This window comes from Streptosporangium sp. NPDC020145, from assembly GCF_040631275.1.
In the GTDB taxonomy this organism is placed as follows: Bacteria; Actinomycetota; Actinomycetes; order Streptosporangiales; family Streptosporangiaceae; genus Streptosporangium.
In genome coordinates this window covers 239,825-257,411 of sequence record NZ_JBEXZT010000002.1, presented here as the reverse complement: position 1 = coordinate 257,411, position 17,587 = coordinate 239,825, and the positions used below count along the sequence as shown (strand labels likewise).

Sequence of the window (17,587 nt, the reverse complement as noted above, 5' to 3'; positions counted from 1 at the left end):
TAGATAATGGGGAGGGAGTGGTCGCCACCTGTTTGTTATTGAAGGCAATCTATACTTTATTTGTATGTCGTGTGACGATTGCACCGCTTTGTCTCATCGTCGGAAAGGCTGGAGTGAACACACGACAACCGGCGTCTGATTTATCTGTTCGGACGCGCCGCCGTACCGTTCTGGTCGCTGTTCTCGCGATGCCGCTCTCGTTTGTGAGCGTGCCCGCCGTCGCTCAAGGACCCCCGCCGTCCCCTGTCCCGGCCTCCGGATCGACGACATCGTCGAACGCCGTTTCGGAGCCCACGCTCACGACCGCCTGGGAGAAGGCGGCCAAATCCGGCCGGCCCATCGAGATCCCCGCCCGCTTCACCGAGACCATGAAGGTTTGGGCGGTCCCCGACGGTAAGCATCTGAAGGCGGAGTTACACACCCGGCCCATACAGCTCAGGAACCCCACCACTCAGGCATGGGAGCCCATCGACCCCACCATCGTGATCCGGGGCGGGCGAATCCAGGCCACGCGGGTCAAGACCCCCCTGATCTTCGGCGGCCGAGGTAGCAAGAACCTTGTGTCCGCGGCGGGTGAGCAGGGCACGAGCGGTCTGAGCGTGACCAGGGCGTTGCCCGAGCCGAAGATCTCCGGCAACACGGTCACCTACCCTGACGCCGTGGCGCCCGGGGCGGATCTGGTGATTCTGGCCCAGGCCGAAGGGTTCGTCTCCCAAGTGGTCTTCCGGCGTGAACCGACCGGCCCGGTGAACGTACGGCTGCCGCTCACGCTCCCAAGAGGCACCACGTTCGGCAAGACCCCTCAAGGGCTGCCGCAGCTGAAGGACGCCAAGGGCAGGGCGAAGGCGGCGCCGATCGTGCTGACCGCAGTGGACGCCAAGGTGGAGGCCTCCCCGGAGGAGGGGAGGACCTCTCCGGTCCGGGCACGCGTCGAGACCTCCGGCGCGACATCGGAACTGGTGTTCTCGCCGGACGAGAAGTTCCTGTCGGACCCGGCGGTGACCTATCCGGTGACGATCGCCGCAGCCTCGGAGTACTTCGGCGGCGGTGTCCCCACCGACGCCTTCGTCACCAGGAACGATCCCTACAACAATCACGCCGCAGAAGGGTGGCTGCGCGCGGGAACCACGTCGACCAGCGCGGATGTCGCCCGTGTGTACCTGAAGTTCAACACCGAGGCCCCGGAACTCGAGGGGGCCACCGTCGTTGACGCGGACCTGAGAATGTGGAACTACAAGTCCAGCGGTCCCAACGGACAGTTGTGCGGGGACCCTCTGGGAGCGGGCATCGTGGCCGCGCGCGTCACCTCCCCCTGGACCCTCGACGGAACGGCCGACAGCCTGGACTGGTACAACCAGCCGTCGAGCACCGGCACCGAGGGGCTGAACCGGGCCGGTTACAACTACGACGCCCCCGCGAGCACTTGGTGCGCCAAGGACGAGGAACTCTTCCACAAGGTCACCGGTATGGCCCGTGCATGGATCGAACAGGACGTGCCCAACCACGGGCTGCTGCTGAGGGCCGCCAGCGAGACCGCGGCGATCAACTGGCGTCAGTACTACTCCGCCCAGTTCGGTGGTGGCGAGCCGTACCCGGGCTACCGTCACCCGCCCGCCCTCATCGTCGAGTACACACCGGCGCCCACGGTGACCGAATGGGTGAGGTTCGAGGGGGACGACCTGCCGGAGTTTCCCACTTACGAGCAGGCCAAGGCGATGGAGTCCGAGCCTCTGGACGCCGCCGCCAACTGGGGGCTGACCAACGAGGAGGCCAACGAACTCGAAAGTGCGGGCCTGGGCGTGCCCTACGAGATCTCCGCCAACCGGCTTGGGCCGCTGCCGGACGACGTCGAGGTCGATCCGGCCACCATGGAGCCCGACGAGGTTCCGGCGGGCAGTCTCCCGACGGACGAAACGAAGCCGACCGTCACCGACGTGCGACCAGCCGCCGACAGCACCGGCGTTCCGGTCGGCAGCACGGTCACGGCGACCTTCAGCGAACCCGTCTGGGAGCCGGAGATCGCCGTCAAGGACCCCGCCGGGACCGTGGTCCAAGGCACGAAGACCTTGGATACCACCAAGAAGGTCCTCACGTTCACCCCGGCTCAGCCGTTGAAGGCCACAACCATCTACAGCGCGGAGGTGAGCGAGGCCTACGACGACGACGGCAACAACATGGCCCCGCATTCCTGGCGCTTCACCACCGAGGACGACACGACGCCGCCGACGGTCTCCACGGTTGTCCCGCCGGCCCAGGCGACCGGGATCTCCGTCACCACACCGGTCACGGTGACGTTCGGCGAAGCGGTCACCGACGTCCTGCTCACACTGAAGGATCCGGCCGGCACGGCGGTCACCGGTACGACGGCCATGGATTCCACCCAGCAGGTGTTCACGTTCACCCCCGCTCAGCCGCTGGCCCCGGCGACCCCGTACACCGCCGAGGTGTCCGCCGCCAAGGATGTCGCGGGCAATCCCATGGCCGGGCCGTACACCTGGTCGTTCATCACCGGGGCGAACCCGCCCGCAGGGCTCGTGGCGGCCTACGGCATGGACGAGGGCGCCGGGACGAGCGTCGGTGACTTCTCCGGCCACGACAACACCGGAGTGGTCACCGCCGCGTCATGGCGCGACGGCAAGTACGGCAAGGCCCTGTCGTTCGACGGCTTGTCCAGCTGGATCACCGTGCAGGACGCCGCCTCGTTACGTCTGACGACGGGGATGACGCTCTCGGCCTGGGTCAACCCGACCACGGCGGCTTCCACGTGGCGCAGTGTGGCGACCAAGGAACTGGACGAGGGCGCCTCCTACAGTCTCTACGCGGCCAACGGCGGCGGATATCCGTCCGGCTGGGTGCAGGTCTCTCCTGAGGAACCTTCGACCGTCGACGGACCGTCGCCGCTGCCGGTGAGCGCTTGGAGCCATCTGGCGATCACCTACGACGGTGCCGCCCTGCGATTGTTCGTCAACGGCGGGCAGGTCGCCGAGACCGCGCTCAGCGGCGGCCTCCACGACGACGGCGGCGCGCTGCGGATCGGCGGCAACTCCGTCTGGGGGGAGTACTTCAGCGGCCTGATCGACGAGGTGCGCGTCTACAACCGCGCCCAGACCGACGCCGAGATCCAGACCGACATGAACACCCCCATCGGCTCCGGCACCTCAGGTCCCAGCCCCACGCCGACCGTGACTCCCACGGCGACCCCGACTCCCACTCCCACGGTCACGCCGACTCCGGTCCCGGGGCTGGTGGCGGCCTACGGCATGCAGGAGGGCACGGGCACGACCGTGGGTGACTCCTCGGGGCAGAACAACACCGGCGCCGCCACCGACACCACCTGGGCGGCGGGTAAGTACGGTACGTCGCTGTCGTTCAACGGCTCCTCCAGCTGGGTCACGGTTCCACACGCCGCGTCGCTGAGGCTGAGAGACACGCTGACGCTTTCTGCATGGGTACGGCCGGCGGCGCTGGGCGGTGTCTGGCGCAGTGTGCTCATGAAGGAGAACGCCGAGGTGGGTGGCGTCTACGGTCTGTACGCCGACTCCGAGTACACGGCGCCCTCAGGCTGGCTCCAGACCGCCCAGGAGGGAGGCGGGCTCACAGGTGAGGCCCCGTTGCCGCTGAACCAGTGGAGCCATCTGGCGGTCACCTACGACGGCGCCATGATGACCCTCCACGTCAACGGTGCCAAGGTCGCGCAGGCGCCGATAACCGGCGAGGTCGTCGATGACGGCGGCGTGTTGCGGCTCGGCGGTAACAGTTTCTGGGGCGAGTTCTACAGCGGCCTGATCGACGAGGTGCGCGTCTACAACCGCGTCCAGACCGACGCCGAGATCCAGATCGACATGAACACCCCGATTCCCGCCGCCCCGGCGCCGGCCGAACCACGCGCCGTGTCCGCCGCCACCCCGAGCATCGTGAAACTGGCGGTGTCAGGCGACAGGGGAGCCTCCGGCACCACGCCGCGACTCACCGTCTGGGTGTCAGACCGGCAGGGTCGTCCGGCGAAGGTCGAAGTGGAGGTGACCCGTCAGCCGGACAAGTTGTCGAAGTCCGCAGCGCCGAAGGGCAAGCGGGCGACGGGCGAGCGGCCGACCTGGTCGGGTACGGTGACCGGGAAGGCCGAGACCTCCCGCCACACGCTACGGATTCCGGCCGGCAAGCTCAGGAAGGGCCAGCAGGCGCGCTGGCGAGCGCGGGCGACCGTCGCCGGAGCGCCCGGCGCCTGGTCGCAGTGGCAGACGTTCACGGCCGGCGGTGATCGGCCGGACAGCGGGCCGCCGGTGCGGACCACCGCCCCGGCCCCTTCTCCACCATCCGTCACGGCCCCGACCGTGGCCTCGGACCCGGACACAAGCGGACCGTTCAGCTACGAGCGCATGAGCCGTACCGACTGCGACAAGGCGCGACGACAATCCCCCCGGCCCTGGCACGGATGGGGCTGGACCGTGCTCAAGCCCTACACAGGCTGCTACAGCAGGAAACTGGGCTGGGGTGACTGGAAGCTGAACCCGTTCACCCGCCAGCCGGTGAGCAAATGCCCGCAGACCCATGCCGTCATCATGACGGCCAACGTGCTGGTGTACACGAACCTTGGCACCAAGAACGGCGCACCGGTCGTCTACGGCGAAAACGACAAGGACCTCACGGCCCAGGACATCAGCGTCTGGACCAGCATCACCGATGTGTTCGTCGAGGATTCCAAATGCAGGATCACCACGGCGTTCGACGGTTTGGGAGTCCAGGTCGCGGTCGACGCCGTTGGGGCGGACGGTTCCAGTTGCACGATCGTCAAAGGACAGAACCGGAGCACGACGATCGGGGGCCTCAAGAGCGACGGTGAGGACGCCTTCGTCTTCCGGTCCGGTGGAGCGAAGATCAGCAACTGCACGCTGCGCCCCAAGCTGTATCCTCCACAGAACGTCAAGGACCTAGATCCGAGACCCTTCCACCTGTGGGAATACCTCGCCACCGAACAGGATCCCCCGACCAGGAAGGGCGACCTCCCCTTCGTCGCACGCTGTGACACCAAGCGCATCTCCTTCCTCGTCAAGGTCCCCAAGGGGGAGAACCCGTGGAGAGGCAACAGCGGAGGATGCAGACTTCTCGGCGCCGACCGGGTCTACACCATGTACACAGAAGACTCTTATCGAAAGCAGGTGGCTCAGCACATCCTGTTCGCCTTCCAGCATCCGCAGGACACGGACCCGAAGGTGGACCGGGAGGGCAAGGCCATCCCCAAGGATTTCCCAGGTAACTACGACAAGTGCGGGAAATCATTCGGTCCCCACCTGGAGCCCTGCGTCAAGGTTCCCCTGACCAAGCGATCCGGCACCGAACGCATTCCGGGTGGCGGCGCGAAATACGACTCGAAGAACAAGAGCGAGCGTGACAGGTACTGCAAGAACCTGCCCGGACGCGGCGAGGGCATGCAGTGCGACGAGTATCCGTTCGCATCCAGCTGGGAGGCGATAGGGGTCGATGGGAAACTTGAGAAGAGTACCTGGATTCCCACGCTCAATGCCTCACTTCGTTATGTCACCGCAGAGCAGAACGGGGCAGCCGGTCGTGATCTGAGCGCCTTCTACGCCCGCTATCGTGTGCTCCCCGACGAGACACCCGAAGGAGGACTACGAGACAAGCCGGGCAACGCCTTCTTCGTGAGAATCGTGGAAGGCCCTCCTCCGGCGCCTTCGTCGTAAGAATGTGAACAACCCGACAACCGGAATTCAGGAGGGGGCGTTCCCACGGGGCGCCCTCTCCTTCAGGAGGCGGCCATGCGATCACGCACCTACCTGCACGACCTTCTGGCCTCGACTCTCTTCACCGAGGACCTCGACAGCGACACGGACCTGTGGGCGCTGGGATTCACCGCCATCTGGGTCAAAGGCGCGGGTCTCGACACCCTCGCCCGAGCTTTCTCCCTGGACCTCACGACCCGTGCTCCATGCCATCTGAGCGAGATTCTCGATCACGCCATCGCCGACGGATCCTGCTGGGTCGCCGAGGTCAACGACTGGATCGGCATCGTACCGGCCGTCGCCGACGACGAGGTCTTGCGCTCCGTCACCGAAGGTGGTCATCAGGCCATCGGTTTCAGCATGGACATCAATCACAACGCCTGTTTCGGCTACGCCCGCGACGGACGCATCATCGTCTCCTTCGATCCGACCTCACCGGAGGATCGGTACGGCGAAAACCCATACGCGCTCGATCGCCTGACGGACGGCCTGCGCTTCCAGATCGACACCGAGGCCGAGAACCCCGACGATCTGGTGGAGGTGGAGGAGAGCATCAGCTCGGCGCTGGCACTGATCGGACGCGTCACGGAGACCGATATGGCCGCCGACTGGTTCCAGGCGTGGCACTCGCGCATCGGCAGGAGCCAGGAGCCGCGTGTCCCTGGAAACCGTGCCGAGATTCCGTGATCGTGCGTGAGCCGGAGAAACAACTGTTCGACGAGGGCGCCGGTATGGTCTGGTCCGTTGGTGGAAGAGCCCCAGGAGATCCTAAGTTCTAGTGGCCGTCGCGGTCGGCATGGACCAGGGAGGGTGGTGCCTCCTGCCGTGATGGAGACGAGGAACAGGCCATGCCAGGCGGTGATGACGATCACCAGGGCGGTCATGGCGAGCAGGCGGCCGATTGGGGACGCTGCGGTCTTCGGCGAAGCCGGCGGCTGCGCCAAGGAGCGCAAGCGGTTCGGCAGGCCCGTCGCCGACTTCCAGCCCTGTTCCGTGAGACACGATTTAAGGATGGAATCCGGTCATATCGTGGAGGGCTTTTTAGGAAGTCTCCGAACCCTGCTGAAGATCGGTGACCACGGCTGTGAACTCCTCACAGAACGATCTTTCGGGGCGTTGTGACGGTACGGTGTGCCGATGGGAGACGTCTACGAACTCGTGCTTTCGGCGGACATTCGCGCTGACGTGACCGACGACGAGCTCGCCGAGCTGCGGTGGCACGTGGGGGAGGGGCCGCGGCCTGAGCGGTTGCCGATCGGCTCCGACAGATACGTGGAAACCTATCCGCTCGGTGATCCCGATGACCCCGATTGTGAATGGGAGAACGCGGAGGCGGAGCCCGTGTTCGCGCAGCGGGGCGCTGCCCGGTGGGTGGGGGGCGCGCTCGTCGCCGAGTTGGTCGCGCGAGAGCGGTCGGACGGCTGGGCGCTGACGGTACGCCAGGAACTCCATCCCGACGACTTCTACCGGCTCCGGACATTGCTGGACTGGCTTGGCCGGTGTTCGGTTGACGCGCATGCCGGTGGCGCCGGATTCTTCGTCGGTTACCTGCGCTTCCACGAGAGCGTTGAGATCGCGCCACTTGTCCTGTCGAACGGGCGGATTCGCGTGCCGGAGGACATCGAAACGCACACCCCGTACTGGGAGGACACCGGGTTGTGACCGGCCAGGCCCGTGACACGTCGGAGGAGAAGAAACGGACATGGTGCTACCGGCAGATGTTCGTTCTGGGCGCCGCATTGCTGCTCACAACCGGAGACCATATGACCGACCGCGACGATCCGGGGAAGGCGAGACAATCGGTGGTCACACCGGCAGGGAAGGACGACACGTCGAACGCTAAGGTCATCGACAAGGACCAGCGCGTCGAGATTGACGAGAACAGCCCGCTTTGGCCGCTGTTCGAGGGGCTTCCTTACGGCGATTCCACCGCCACGGATTCCAAGAAGGAATGACCGCCGGTCTCCGGAGAAATCATCGAACGATCATGTTCCGGGTGACTGTGACCGAGGGGTTTTCACGGTTCGGAGCAGGTGCCTGATCGCTTTCCTGAAGCAGGCGGCTTTCGAACCGGCCATCGCCGCATGAAGGGCGGCCTCTGCCGGATCCGGCTCATCTGAATCCGGGGCCGGGTCCGCTGGTGGAAGAGCCCCAGGGCGATCGCGAGGAGGGCGCAGGCCGCGGCCGTCGTGGTCAGCACGGGCCAGGGGAGGGTGCCTCCTGCCGTGATGGAGATGAGGAACAGGCCGTGCCAGGCGGTGATGACGGTCACCAGGGCGGTCATGGCGAGCAGGGGGACCGTCAGGTGCCACCAGGCGGCCGGCCCGGAGGCGTCGCGGTCTTCGGCGAAGCCGATCCAGGCGGCCTGGAGCAGCGCGAACACTCCCACGAGGCCGAGTAGTGTCAGCCACGTCCCCAGCCCGGTCCGCCGGACCGCCCCGTCGATCCAGCCGCCGCCCGGGGCCGTGGTCTCCATCACGGGCAGCGTCGCGTAGGCCGCGCGGGCGACCCGTGGGTACTGCCCCCTGGTGTCGCTGACGACCACGACCAGGTTCCTGGTCCGTTCGGTACGGCCCCGGCCGACCTGGCCGGTCAGCGTCCGGATGCCGTACCAGCTCCGGAGCTCCTTCAGCCTGTCGTCCTCGTGGTTCCCGGGGACCAGCGCGCCGGTGCACGGCAGTTTCAGCATCCGGAGCGTCCGGCACGGCCCGACGAGCGTCGCGAGCCTGCCGTCCTCACCGATCGTCAGCACCGCGAGCGCCGACGTGCGGGGAAGGGCCCGGGAGAACCTCTCCAGGTCCGGGTGCCCCGCCGTACGCACGACCAGGAGGGTGTCACCGATGCGCCGCTCCGTCGTCAGGGCCGCTCTCGCCGTGTCTCCGATCCGTCCCTCCCAGATCTGGATGAGGGTCAGGACCCCCAACAGGACGACCAACGCCGTGAACAGGCGTACGAACGGGGCGGGCCGCACCGCGAGCCGCAGACCGCCGGTGAGGAGTCCGGGGCGCCCCGAGTCCGCGCCGCGCCTGGCGAGTTCGCGGCCCCCGGACACGGCGAGCGCGGTGGCCGCCGAGGGCAGCAGAACCCACAGGCCGGCCGTGCCCACGGCGAAGGCGATCAGTTTCCCGGCCGGAGGGAAGTACTGGCTGAGGGCGACGGTCCCGACCGCGAGAGCGCACGCCACGAGGCGCCGTTTCGGAACGGAGTACGGCGGGGCGCCGGGCCCTCTTTCCGCCTCTCGGTCTCCTTTCTGTGCCGTCTGGTCGTCCGTTCGCGCCTCGGGGGTCTTTCTCGCCGTCCGGCGCGGGGCGGCCACGAGGACGAGCCCGGTGGTGAGGCTCGTGAGGATCGCCGCACAGCCGAGAGGCCAGGCGGCGCGGATGTCGGCGGAGTTCAGCACGTAGCCGGTGGCCGGCACGGGCAGGTCGACGCACGCGGCCAGGACGAGCACGAGACCTCCCGCCACGCTGCCGATCACGAGCGGCGGAACCTCCTCGCCGAGCCCCGTCAACGCCCGGCGCCACCGTGGTCCGGTACGGTTCCCGGTTCGCGGGGCGCGTCGGGCGGCGACCGCCATGAGCGCCAGGGCGGGCACCAGCGTGAACGTCCCGAGCGCGAGCAGCACCTCGGACAGGTCACGCTGGTCCAGCGTCTCGACCAGCGGGAAGGGCCGTCCGAACCCGGTGATCGGCAACCATGATTCGCGTTCCACCGCGTTCGGGGAAGTGGGCGGGCGAACGTAGGCGAGCCGCTCCGAGGGTGACAGGAGCCCCTCCGGCCCGATGAGCCCGCCGAAGCGCCCGTAGCGGGTCCGGACCTCCTCCGTGGCCCCGCGTCTCAGCAGCTCCGGGGAGAGCATCGCCTCTCCCGGCGCGGGCCATCGGGTCAGCCCGGGAGGCGGCGGCGCCGAGGCGTCCAGTGGTTCGACGAACACCACGCTGTGCTGCAGGCCCCCCACCGCGTCGAATCTCGACGCCCACCAGGCGACGGCGTCTCGTGCCGTCTCGGCGATGACCGGGCCGCGCGCCCGGTCCCTGGCCGCGCGTCCCTCGTATGTCGCGACCGCGAGAACCATGGCCGACATGACCACGGCCAGCACGCACGAGGCGGCCAGGAGGGCCCACCGGCCCGTCACGGGGCCGGACTCCAGGTCTCCGGCCGGAACCGGCGATCGGCTCGTACGGCTCCGCGGTACGCCATGGGAACGCACTTGCCTCCCGCTGTCGGTTCCGGGCGTCAGGACGAAGGCCGGGTCGACGGTGCCGGCCCGGCCAGGTGATGGACTTCGGGTCAGGGGGAGACCCAGGGCCCGACGTCGTCGGGGGCGTGGTTGTTCTCGTCGATGGCGCGAAGCTTGATGATCTTCGATCCGCTCCCGGAGTAGGCGGTTCTTCTGTAGCCACTGTGGTTCCAGAGGGTCCGCTTGGTCCCCGGGCTGCTCTGCCGGTAGTACTCGGCCTTGACCGGGTCACCGTCGTCGCTGTTGTCCTTGACCGCGATCTTCCCCGGGTTGCCCTGCGCGGGCGCCCAGGCGTGGGCGCCGCCGCCGTAGGAGCTGACCGCGACCGCGTTGGCGGTCGGAATCACGAGTCCGGCTGTGAGCACCGCCCCCGCGACCCATCTGATCTTCACCATAATGCCTCCCGTAGCGCCGTTCTGGTTTTGGAACCACTCGAACTTGATTTGGAGAGTGGTCAATTAAAGAGAGCGGCTGTAATAACAGTATGTTTTTGCCGCGCTTCGTCAAGGCGGTGTGTGTTGTGAATCGGGTGGGCATTGAATTGTGTCCTGGCCGGTCAGAATGGCGCGGTGGTTGTGTCGTCGTTTATTTGTCTGCTTATTTCCACATAAAAGGGGATGTGGAAGAAGGTGGCGGACCCGGCCGGAGGGTGTTTCCCGTTCCGTGGAATACCGGCCCTGGTCGCCGGTCGGCTGATCGGCCGAGGCGTTTTCACGGTGACGGGCACGGGCGGGGCCGTCGGGGAGAGCGCGTGGTCGGTCTCGGGGTGGCGACTCGCTAGGGTGGGGCCTTCGATCTTGACCCCCTTCGATCTTGACCCCGGGAAGAGCCGCATGTTACGTCGTCATCGTTTCGGTGTTCCCGCCCTGCTCGTCATGGGCGTCTACCTCGTCGCGGTGGTGGTCGCCGCCGGGGCCGCGTGGGTCACCGGTGATCTCGGTGCGCTGTGGTGGCTGACGGTGTTCACCGAGGCGGGCGCGGGCGCGGCGGTGACGTGGCCGAACGTGATCGTCCTGGTCCTGGCCGGAGCGCTGTGGGCCTGGGCGCTGTGGCAGTGCCTTCGCGGGCCGCTGGCGGGGCCGTCGCCCACCCTGGACCGGGACGAACGGCGGCTGAGGGCGGCGCTGTACGCGACCGCGGCGACCTGGTTGCTCTACTTCGCCGTGCCGTCGTGGCCCTGGTGGGTGACGGTGCTCGACTCCCTGCTGATGGTGGTGGTCGTGCTGCTGTTCCGGCCGGTGCTGACACGCGGTGTGAAGGGCGCCGACCGCACGGGGGCCGTGGGCGTCCTGGCGTACGGGGGCGTCGCCGTCTCCGAGGTGCTCGCCCTCCTCGGCCGGGACACGCCCGGTCAGCTGAACCTGATCTGCGCCCTGGCGGCCCTGGTCTGGACGGTGCTGGTGCTGCGGGCGCAGTGGATGGACGGCCGCTGGCGGACGGCCACCGTCCGGTACGGCATCGCCTCCCTGCTGCTGCCCGTTCTCTGGCCGCTGGCCGGGCTGCTCGCAGGAGGGGAGGCCGTCCGCGACGCCCTGACGGTCGTCGACGCACTGGGCATGGTCTGGCTGATCCGTTCCGCCCATGACCTGGCCGACCCTCGGCCGGCGGCCGACTCCCCGCCCCTGCCGGTCGCGGCGGAGGGCTCATCACCTCACCGGTGAACCCGGGAGGTGTGGGCGGATCTCCTCGACGCCGGGAAACGGCTCGGCCGTCGTCCCGCTCTCCCGCAGGTTGAGGAAGTCGACCTCGAAGGAGACCGACAGGTCGTCACAGCGGGCCGCGAAACGCTTGACGTGCTCAAGCTCGCGGTGCGCCTCGAAGGCGGCGCGGTCACGGTACGGCTCGTGGAAGATCCGCTGGAGCGGCCGCCCCTCGACCGTGTGCGTGGTGTAGATCAGCGTGTCGGGTTCGCTCTCCCGGACCTTCGCCACGGTCCGGGCGGTCAACCGGTCGAACCGTCGGCGCCCGCCTGGTCCTCGCACGTGAAACGCACCATCGATCCGAACACGGGTCTCTCCCGCGTCAGCCGGTGGGGAAGGCGATCACGCCTGCCTCGGCGCACAGGACATCCTGGGCGGGGGTGGCGCCGCTCACGCCTATGGCGCCGACGGGATCGCCGTCGTGTTCGAGGAGGAGACCACCGGCCAGGGTGGTCGGGCGGAAGGGCAACTGGTCGCCCGCCAGGTCGAACACCTCGGGGTAGTTCTCCCTGAGCCCGGTCAGGTCGGCGCTGTCGCGGCGGAAGGCGGCGGCCGTACGGGCCTTGCAACGGGCGACCTCGGGGGTGAACCAGGTGGCGCCGTCACCGCGGACGACGAGGACGTCCCGGCCGAGGGCGTCGACCACCGCGACGCTGACCCGCAGGTCCTCCTGGGCGGCGCGGGCCAGCGCGGCCTCGGCCATCGCGCGTGCCTCGTCCAGTCTCAGTTCCCGTGCCACGACATGTCCCTCCCGCGTCGAGTCGTACGGTCCCACTATGTAGGACATCACAGCAAAAGTCGTATACGACCGGACCCGGTGGGAATCAGGGAAATCGGCGTCGTGATACTGGTTCTGACCCGAGCGCCCCGCCGGCTCCCGCACGGACCGGAACCCCGCGAGAAGGAGATCCATGAACGTCGGCACCCCCGGCCAGGACGGACGGCACCAGGACGGGCGGACGCGATGACGGTCGCCGCACGGCCCGCCGCGCTGTCCGGGCTCCGGCGGGTACGGGTGCTGGTCACGCTCGGCGCCCTCTCGGCCTTCGGCCCGCTGTCGATGGACCTCTACCTGCCGGTCCTGCCCGAGCTCGGCAGGGCACTGCGGACCACCGACGCCTTGGCCCAGATGACCATGTCGATGTGCATGGTCGGGCTGGCGCTCGGCCAGCTCCTGGCCGGTCCCATCAGCGACCGGATCGGACGCCGCCGCCCGCTCCTGCTGGGGGTCGCGACGTACGCGGTGGCGTCGGTGCTGTGCGCGCTCGCCCCCGGGATCTGGTCGCTGATCGGCTTCCGCCTGGTCCAGGGACTGGCCGGGGCGGCCGGGCTGGTCATCGCCAGGGCGATGGTCCGCGACCTGTTCGACGGCGACGAGGCGGCGAAGGTGTTCTCGCTGCTCATGCTGGTCGGCGGCCTGGCGCCGGTGGTCGCCCCGCTCGCCGGTGGCCAGCTCGCCCGCTTCACCGACTGGCGGGGCATGTTCGTCGCGCTCGCCGTCATCGGTGTGCTGCTGTTCCTGGCCGGGCTCACCCTGCCGGAGACGCTGGAGAAGCAGGCGCGGCACACCGGCGGGCTGCGCGAGACGGGACGGCAGTTCACGGTGCTCGTGCGCGACCGGGTCTTCGTCGGCTACGCGATGCTGCTGGCGCTGGCGGGCTGCTCGCTCTTCCTCTACATCACGCTCAGCCCGTTCGTGCTGCAGGAGGGCTACGGGGTGACCGCGCAGACCTTCTCGGCGATCTTCGCGGTCAACTCCGTCGGCATCGTCCTCGGCGGCAACGTCAACGGTCTCCTGGTCGGCCGGTACGGCGCCCGCCGGATGCTGGGCTCGGGACTCGTCGTCGGTCTGGTCGGGGCGGTGGCCGCCCTCGCCGGGGTGCTGGCGGGCTGGGGCCTCTACGGCCTGCTGCCCGGCCTGTTCCTGGCGGTCGCGAGTGTCGGCATGTCCACGCCGAACGCCAACGCGCTGGCCATGACGCCGCACGGCGAACGGGCCGGGACGGCCTCGGCGATGCTGGGCGTGCTGCAGTTCCTGCTCGGCGCCGTGGTGCCGCCGCTGGTCTCCCTGGCGGGCGCGAGCGCGCTGTCCATGACGCTGGCGATCTGCGTGACCTCCGTCACGACGCTGGCCGTGCTGTTCGCGACGCTCCGGGCGCGGCCCCACGCCGCCTGAGCTGGGGTACGGCCCGGCGCTGGGCGCGGGAGACCACCTCGCGCAGCACGTCGGGCCGGTTGGTGATGACGCCGTCGACCCCCTGGGAGATCACCCGGCGCATGGCCTCCCGGTCGTCGACGGTCCAGGTGAACACCTCCATGCGGTGGTCGTGGACGTTCCTGACGTAGCCGGGGGTGAGATCGCCGTACGTCGGATTGATCTGACGGGCGAACCTGGACAGATCGTCGAGCCGGGAGGCCGGGGGCGTGCCGAGCAGGCCGATCGGGACCTGGGGCATGATCCGGTGGAACGTCCGCATCGAGTCCCAGTCGAACGACTGCACGACGAGCCGTCCCGGGGCCAGCCAGGCCGGATGGCGGCGGAGCTCGTCGGCGACGCGCTCCTCGACGCCCGGATACAGGCTGGGCGCCTTGATCTCAAGCAACAGGCCGAGGCCGCTGTCGTCCATCGCGCGCAGCGCCTCACCCAGGGTGGGCACCCGCTCGTCCCGGTACTTCGCGGCGAACCACGAGCCCGCGTCCAGCCTGCGGATCTCCGCCAGCGTGAAGTCCCCGACCCGCCACGGCGACCGGCCGGGGAAGATCCGCTCGACGTCGGTGGTGCGGTTCAGGGTGGTGTCGTGCACCACGACGAGTTCGTGGTCCCTGCTCTCCTGGACGTCGAGCTCGAACAGGTCGGCGCGCTGCTCACGCGCCAGTTCGAAGGCCGTGACGGTGTTCTCCGGCGCGTACGCCGACGCCCCGCGATGGGCGACGACGCTCACCGGCCGTACGGCGGCAGCGGCGGGGGCGGCGGGGGTGGCCGTCAGCGCCGCCACGAGTGCGGTCGTGACGAAGAGGCCGAGTCGTCGGAACATGGGTCTCCTCGGGTCGGAGGGATGACCTACGATTCCAAGCTGACTGAGGCCTGTGACAACAAGTTGAGGAACAAGTAACCCGGCGATGCCGGGCAGGTGAGCAGACGCGACGGCGGTTTACCCGGACCCGGGCGGATCTTCCCCTCGGGGAGGGGAAGATCGCCGGTCTCAGCGGCGGCCGGACAGGTTCGCGGTGTAGGTGGAGTAGCCACAGGGGTAGCCCCCGAAGCCACGTATCGAGATCCGTCCGGAGACGGTGCCGTCGTTGCGGAAGGTGTAGGAGGCGCCGCCCTCCGTCGGGAAGTAGACGCAGCTGGTGAGGGTGCCGGTCGCGGTGAAGTTGTTCGAGCCCGAGGCGCTGATCCGGCTGTCGGGGGAGACGGTCGCGGTGTTCCCGCTGGTCCTGACATAGGCCATGTCGAGGGCCGCGGTGCCGCCGAAACAGGCCGAGTTGCTGCCGTACCAGATGGCGCCGACCTGCGGGGCTCCGGCGGGGAAGCCCGACTTCAGGCAGACGTCGACCGGGTTGGTCCCGTTCGTGGTGACCCGGGTGACGGTGCTGCGCAGGACGAGCGTGGCCGAACGCCGGAAACTCCTGCCGCTGACGGTGCCCGAGATGACGACGCTGTAACTGACGGCCGTGCTCGACCGGCCGGTGGCCGTGCCCGCGTGGGCGGTCGTGGGGAGTGTCGCGGCGATCAGTGCGGCACCGGCGAGGGTGGACGTGATGACGCGTGTGCGCATGGTGTGCTCCTGACGGAAAGGGCGGACCCCCAAGGGGATTTTGGGATGGCCGCTCCTTGGGCCGCCATCCCCAAACATGGGGATGCCACCGGGGGAGGGGGGACGGAAGGATCAGCACAGGCGCAGCTCCATCGCCCAGCGCAGCGCCGCGGCACGGGGGGAGAGATCCTTCTCCCCGGGGTGGGAGGCCAGGTACTTCCGCTTGGCCGCCTCCAGGTGGTCGGCGACGGTACCCGGCCTGATCCCCAGCTCCCTGGCGGTCTCCTTCAGACCCAGGCCCCGGCAGCCGACGACGGCGACCACGTCCAGCTCACGGGGGGAGAGGCGGTTGATCCTGCGGCGGTGGGCCGTCAGGGCGAACGCCCCCGCGAGCGCGGCCTCAAGCTCTGCCTCACCGGTCCCCGAGACGGTCCCCGAGACGGTCCCCGAGACGGGCCCCGAGACGTTTCCCGAGAGGTTTCCCAAGGCGGCGAGGACCTCCTCGTGGCCGTCGCCCTCGGCCAGCGCGCGCAACGCCGTACGCTGCCTGGCCGACAGGTCGCCCGCGCCCAGCGGGCGGGCCGCCGCGTCGTCGAGCAGGAGGGCGGCCAGCAGCGGGGAGACGTGGTGACGGCCCGCGCTGACCAGGCCGACGGCGTGGACGTACTCCGCGTGGGTGGTGAAGCGCTTCTCCACGTATCCCCAGGCCCCGGCGGCGACCACGTCGAGCACCTGGGCACGGCCCGCGACCCCGGAGGTGGCCAGCACCCGCCAGCCCCTTGAGGTCAGGTGGGCGACGGCCTCCGCGCCCGAGCGGCCCTCGGGAAGCGAGTGGTCACAGACGGCGACGTCCCCCGGGCCGCCCTCAGGCAGGGACTCCACGGCGGTCACCGGTTCGAGCACCGTGTGCCCGGCGCGGCGCAGGGCGTCGGCCAGCGGGTAGGACACGATCGGATGGTCGTCGACGATCCCGACCCGTGCCCGGCTCACCCCCGGTCCCCGGGCCAGCGCAGGACGACCTTGGCGCCACCGCCAGGGGGGCACTCGATCGTCCAGCTCCCGCCGTGCCGTTCGACGGCGGCGAAGCTGCGCGACATCCCGCCGCCCCGCCGTACGGGGCTCTCGGGCAGGCCGCGGCCCCGGTCGCGCACGACGACGGTCACACCGTCGTCGTGCGCCTCGGTGTACAGGTGCACGCCGTCCGGGTTGCCCGCGTGCCTGGCCACGTTGTTCAGCGCCTCACGGGCGGCGGAGGCGAGCGCCGCGCCGACCTCGGGGGGAGGGTCGTGGTGGACGCGCAGCACGTGGGTGAGCTCAAGTCCCAGGTCGGCGGCGCTCTCGGCCACCTCGGCCATCAGGTCGGCGAACGCCGTCGCGTGCTCGTCGGTGATGAACCGCCTGGCCCGCTGGGCGGCCCTGCGGGCGGCACGGGCGGTCGGCGGATCGAGGGACGGGCTGCCCGCGACCCGTTCGACGATCGGCAGCAGGTCGTCGTGGATGGCCCGGTGCGCCGACTCGCGCTGGCGCGCCGTCTCCTGGCGGCGTTTGTACTCGGCGATGAGCTCCTGGCGTTCCTCGGCCAGTCGCTGCGCCAGCACCGTCTGGCCCGCCAGGTCACGCAGCTCCCTGCCGATCAGTACCGCGATCAGGAACCACAGCGTGAAGCCCAGCAGGTCGGACAGCAGCTTCTGGGTGAGGTTGGGATAGATGGAGGCGGTCCACGCCACGGCCAGCACGGCCACCGCCGCCACGGCCCTGCGGCTCCAGCCGAACCCGAAGCCCAGCACCGCCGAGGCGGCAAGGCAGAAGGGCAGCAGGGCCGTCAGGACGACGTTGCGTTCGTGGGGGAGGGCGGCGCGTGAGCCGATCGTCATCACGACCAGGCTCACCAGGACGTCGGCCCAGACGAGCGGCGGGTCGTGCAGGGTGCCGTGCCAGGCCCTGGCCGTGAACCACACGGCCTCGACGGCGGCCAGGAGCGCCACGCAGGCCGCCGCCCAGGGAAGGGCGAGCCGGTCCCACGAGACCAGCGGGACGAGCAGGAACGCCGTGGTGCCCACCCTGGCGTAGATGATCATCCTGGCCATGCGCCGTTCGGTGGCGGCCTGGACGTCGTGCCGTAGCAAATCCACGTCTAGGCGACGTGCCTGG

General features: G+C 69.1%; 14 protein-coding genes. 6 read left to right on the top strand and 8 right to left on the bottom strand.

What is annotated here, in order from left to right; genetic code table 11:
* The first annotated feature begins 71 nt into the window (after positions 1-71).
* The 4 genes from ABZ463_RS03795 to ABZ463_RS03780 all read left to right on the top strand — a co-directional run bounded on the left by ABZ463_RS03795 (position 72) and on the right by ABZ463_RS03780 (position 7,693).
* Positions 72-5,699: a LamG-like jellyroll fold domain-containing protein gene (locus tag ABZ463_RS03795; protein WP_362772658.1), complete on the top strand. Its 5,628-nt coding sequence runs from the start codon at positions 72-74 to the stop codon at positions 5,697-5,699.
* A gap of 75 nt (positions 5,700-5,774) precedes the next feature.
* Positions 5,775-6,425, top strand: coding sequence for a DUF6461 domain-containing protein (locus ABZ463_RS03790; RefSeq protein ID WP_362772655.1), 651 nt, complete (start codon positions 5,775-5,777; stop codon positions 6,423-6,425).
* Positions 6,426-6,875: 450 nt separating this feature from the next.
* The gene (locus ABZ463_RS03785; RefSeq protein ID WP_362772652.1) at positions 6,876-7,400 is read left to right on the top strand and encodes a hypothetical protein; all 525 of its coding nucleotides are present in this window, start codon (positions 6,876-6,878) and stop codon (positions 7,398-7,400) included.
* On the top strand, positions 7,397-7,693 hold the full coding sequence (locus ABZ463_RS03780; protein ID WP_362772649.1) for a hypothetical protein: 297 nt from the start codon (positions 7,397-7,399) through the stop codon (positions 7,691-7,693). Before ABZ463_RS03785 ends, ABZ463_RS03780 begins: the two co-directional genes overlap by 4 nt.
* Before the next feature lie 62 nt (positions 7,694-7,755).
* Here ABZ463_RS03780 and ABZ463_RS03775 read toward each other — a convergent pair whose 3' ends face one another.
* Positions 7,756-9,873 carry a hypothetical protein gene (locus tag ABZ463_RS03775; RefSeq protein ID WP_362772646.1) on the bottom strand — a complete coding sequence of 706 codons (2,118 nt, stop codon included), beginning with the start codon at positions 9,871-9,873 and terminating at the stop codon, positions 7,756-7,758.
* Between the two features lie 155 nt (positions 9,874-10,028).
* Complete coding sequence (locus ABZ463_RS03770) at positions 10,029-10,373, bottom strand: hypothetical protein (protein ID WP_362772643.1); 345 nt, start codon at positions 10,371-10,373, stop codon at positions 10,029-10,031.
* Positions 10,374-10,811: 438 nt separating this feature from the next.
* Here ABZ463_RS03770 and ABZ463_RS03765 point away from each other — a divergent pair, with 438 nt between their 5' ends.
* Positions 10,812-11,639 (top strand): hypothetical protein, encoded by an 828-nt coding sequence (locus ABZ463_RS03765; protein ID WP_362772640.1) that lies wholly within the window; start codon positions 10,812-10,814, stop codon positions 11,637-11,639.
* On the opposite strand, the gene ABZ463_RS03760 is transcribed toward ABZ463_RS03765, so the two are convergent.
* Both ABZ463_RS03760 and ABZ463_RS03755 read right to left on the bottom strand, forming a co-directional pair.
* Complete coding sequence (locus tag ABZ463_RS03760) at positions 11,625-11,924, bottom strand: antibiotic biosynthesis monooxygenase (protein WP_362772637.1); 300 nt, start codon at positions 11,922-11,924, stop codon at positions 11,625-11,627. The two genes, ABZ463_RS03765 and ABZ463_RS03760, sit on opposite strands and share 15 nt — an antisense overlap.
* Positions 11,925-12,000: 76 nt before the next feature.
* Positions 12,001-12,465 (bottom strand): heme-binding protein, encoded by a 465-nt coding sequence (locus ABZ463_RS03755; protein ID WP_362772634.1) that lies wholly within the window; start codon positions 12,463-12,465, stop codon positions 12,001-12,003.
* Positions 12,466-12,642: 177 nt separating this feature from the next.
* Between ABZ463_RS03755 and ABZ463_RS03750 the strand changes: the two genes are divergently transcribed.
* On the top strand, positions 12,643-13,854 hold the full coding sequence (locus tag ABZ463_RS03750) for a multidrug effflux MFS transporter (RefSeq protein WP_352009956.1): 1,212 nt from the start codon (positions 12,643-12,645) through the stop codon (positions 13,852-13,854).
* Here the strand turns inward: ABZ463_RS03750 and ABZ463_RS03745 are convergent.
* The 4 genes from ABZ463_RS03745 to ABZ463_RS03730 form a co-directional block, all read right to left on the bottom strand.
* Entirely contained in the window at positions 13,799-14,713 is a 915-nt protein-coding gene (locus ABZ463_RS03745) for a glycerophosphodiester phosphodiesterase family protein (RefSeq protein WP_362772629.1), read from the bottom strand. The genes ABZ463_RS03750 and ABZ463_RS03745 overlap by 56 nt on opposite strands.
* Before the next feature lie 168 nt (positions 14,714-14,881).
* A complete protein-coding gene (locus ABZ463_RS03740; protein WP_352009954.1) occupies positions 14,882-15,457 on the bottom strand; it encodes a hypothetical protein in 576 nt (191 codons plus the stop codon).
* 111 nt (positions 15,458-15,568) lie between these two features.
* On the bottom strand, positions 15,569-16,426 hold the full coding sequence (locus ABZ463_RS03735) for a response regulator (protein ID WP_362772624.1): 858 nt from the start codon (positions 16,424-16,426) through the stop codon (positions 15,569-15,571).
* Entirely contained in the window at positions 16,423-17,568 is a 1,146-nt protein-coding gene (locus ABZ463_RS03730; RefSeq protein ID WP_362772621.1) for an ATP-binding protein, read from the bottom strand. Before ABZ463_RS03730 ends, ABZ463_RS03735 begins: the two co-directional genes overlap by 4 nt.
* Between the last annotated feature and the right edge of the window lie 19 nt (positions 17,569-17,587).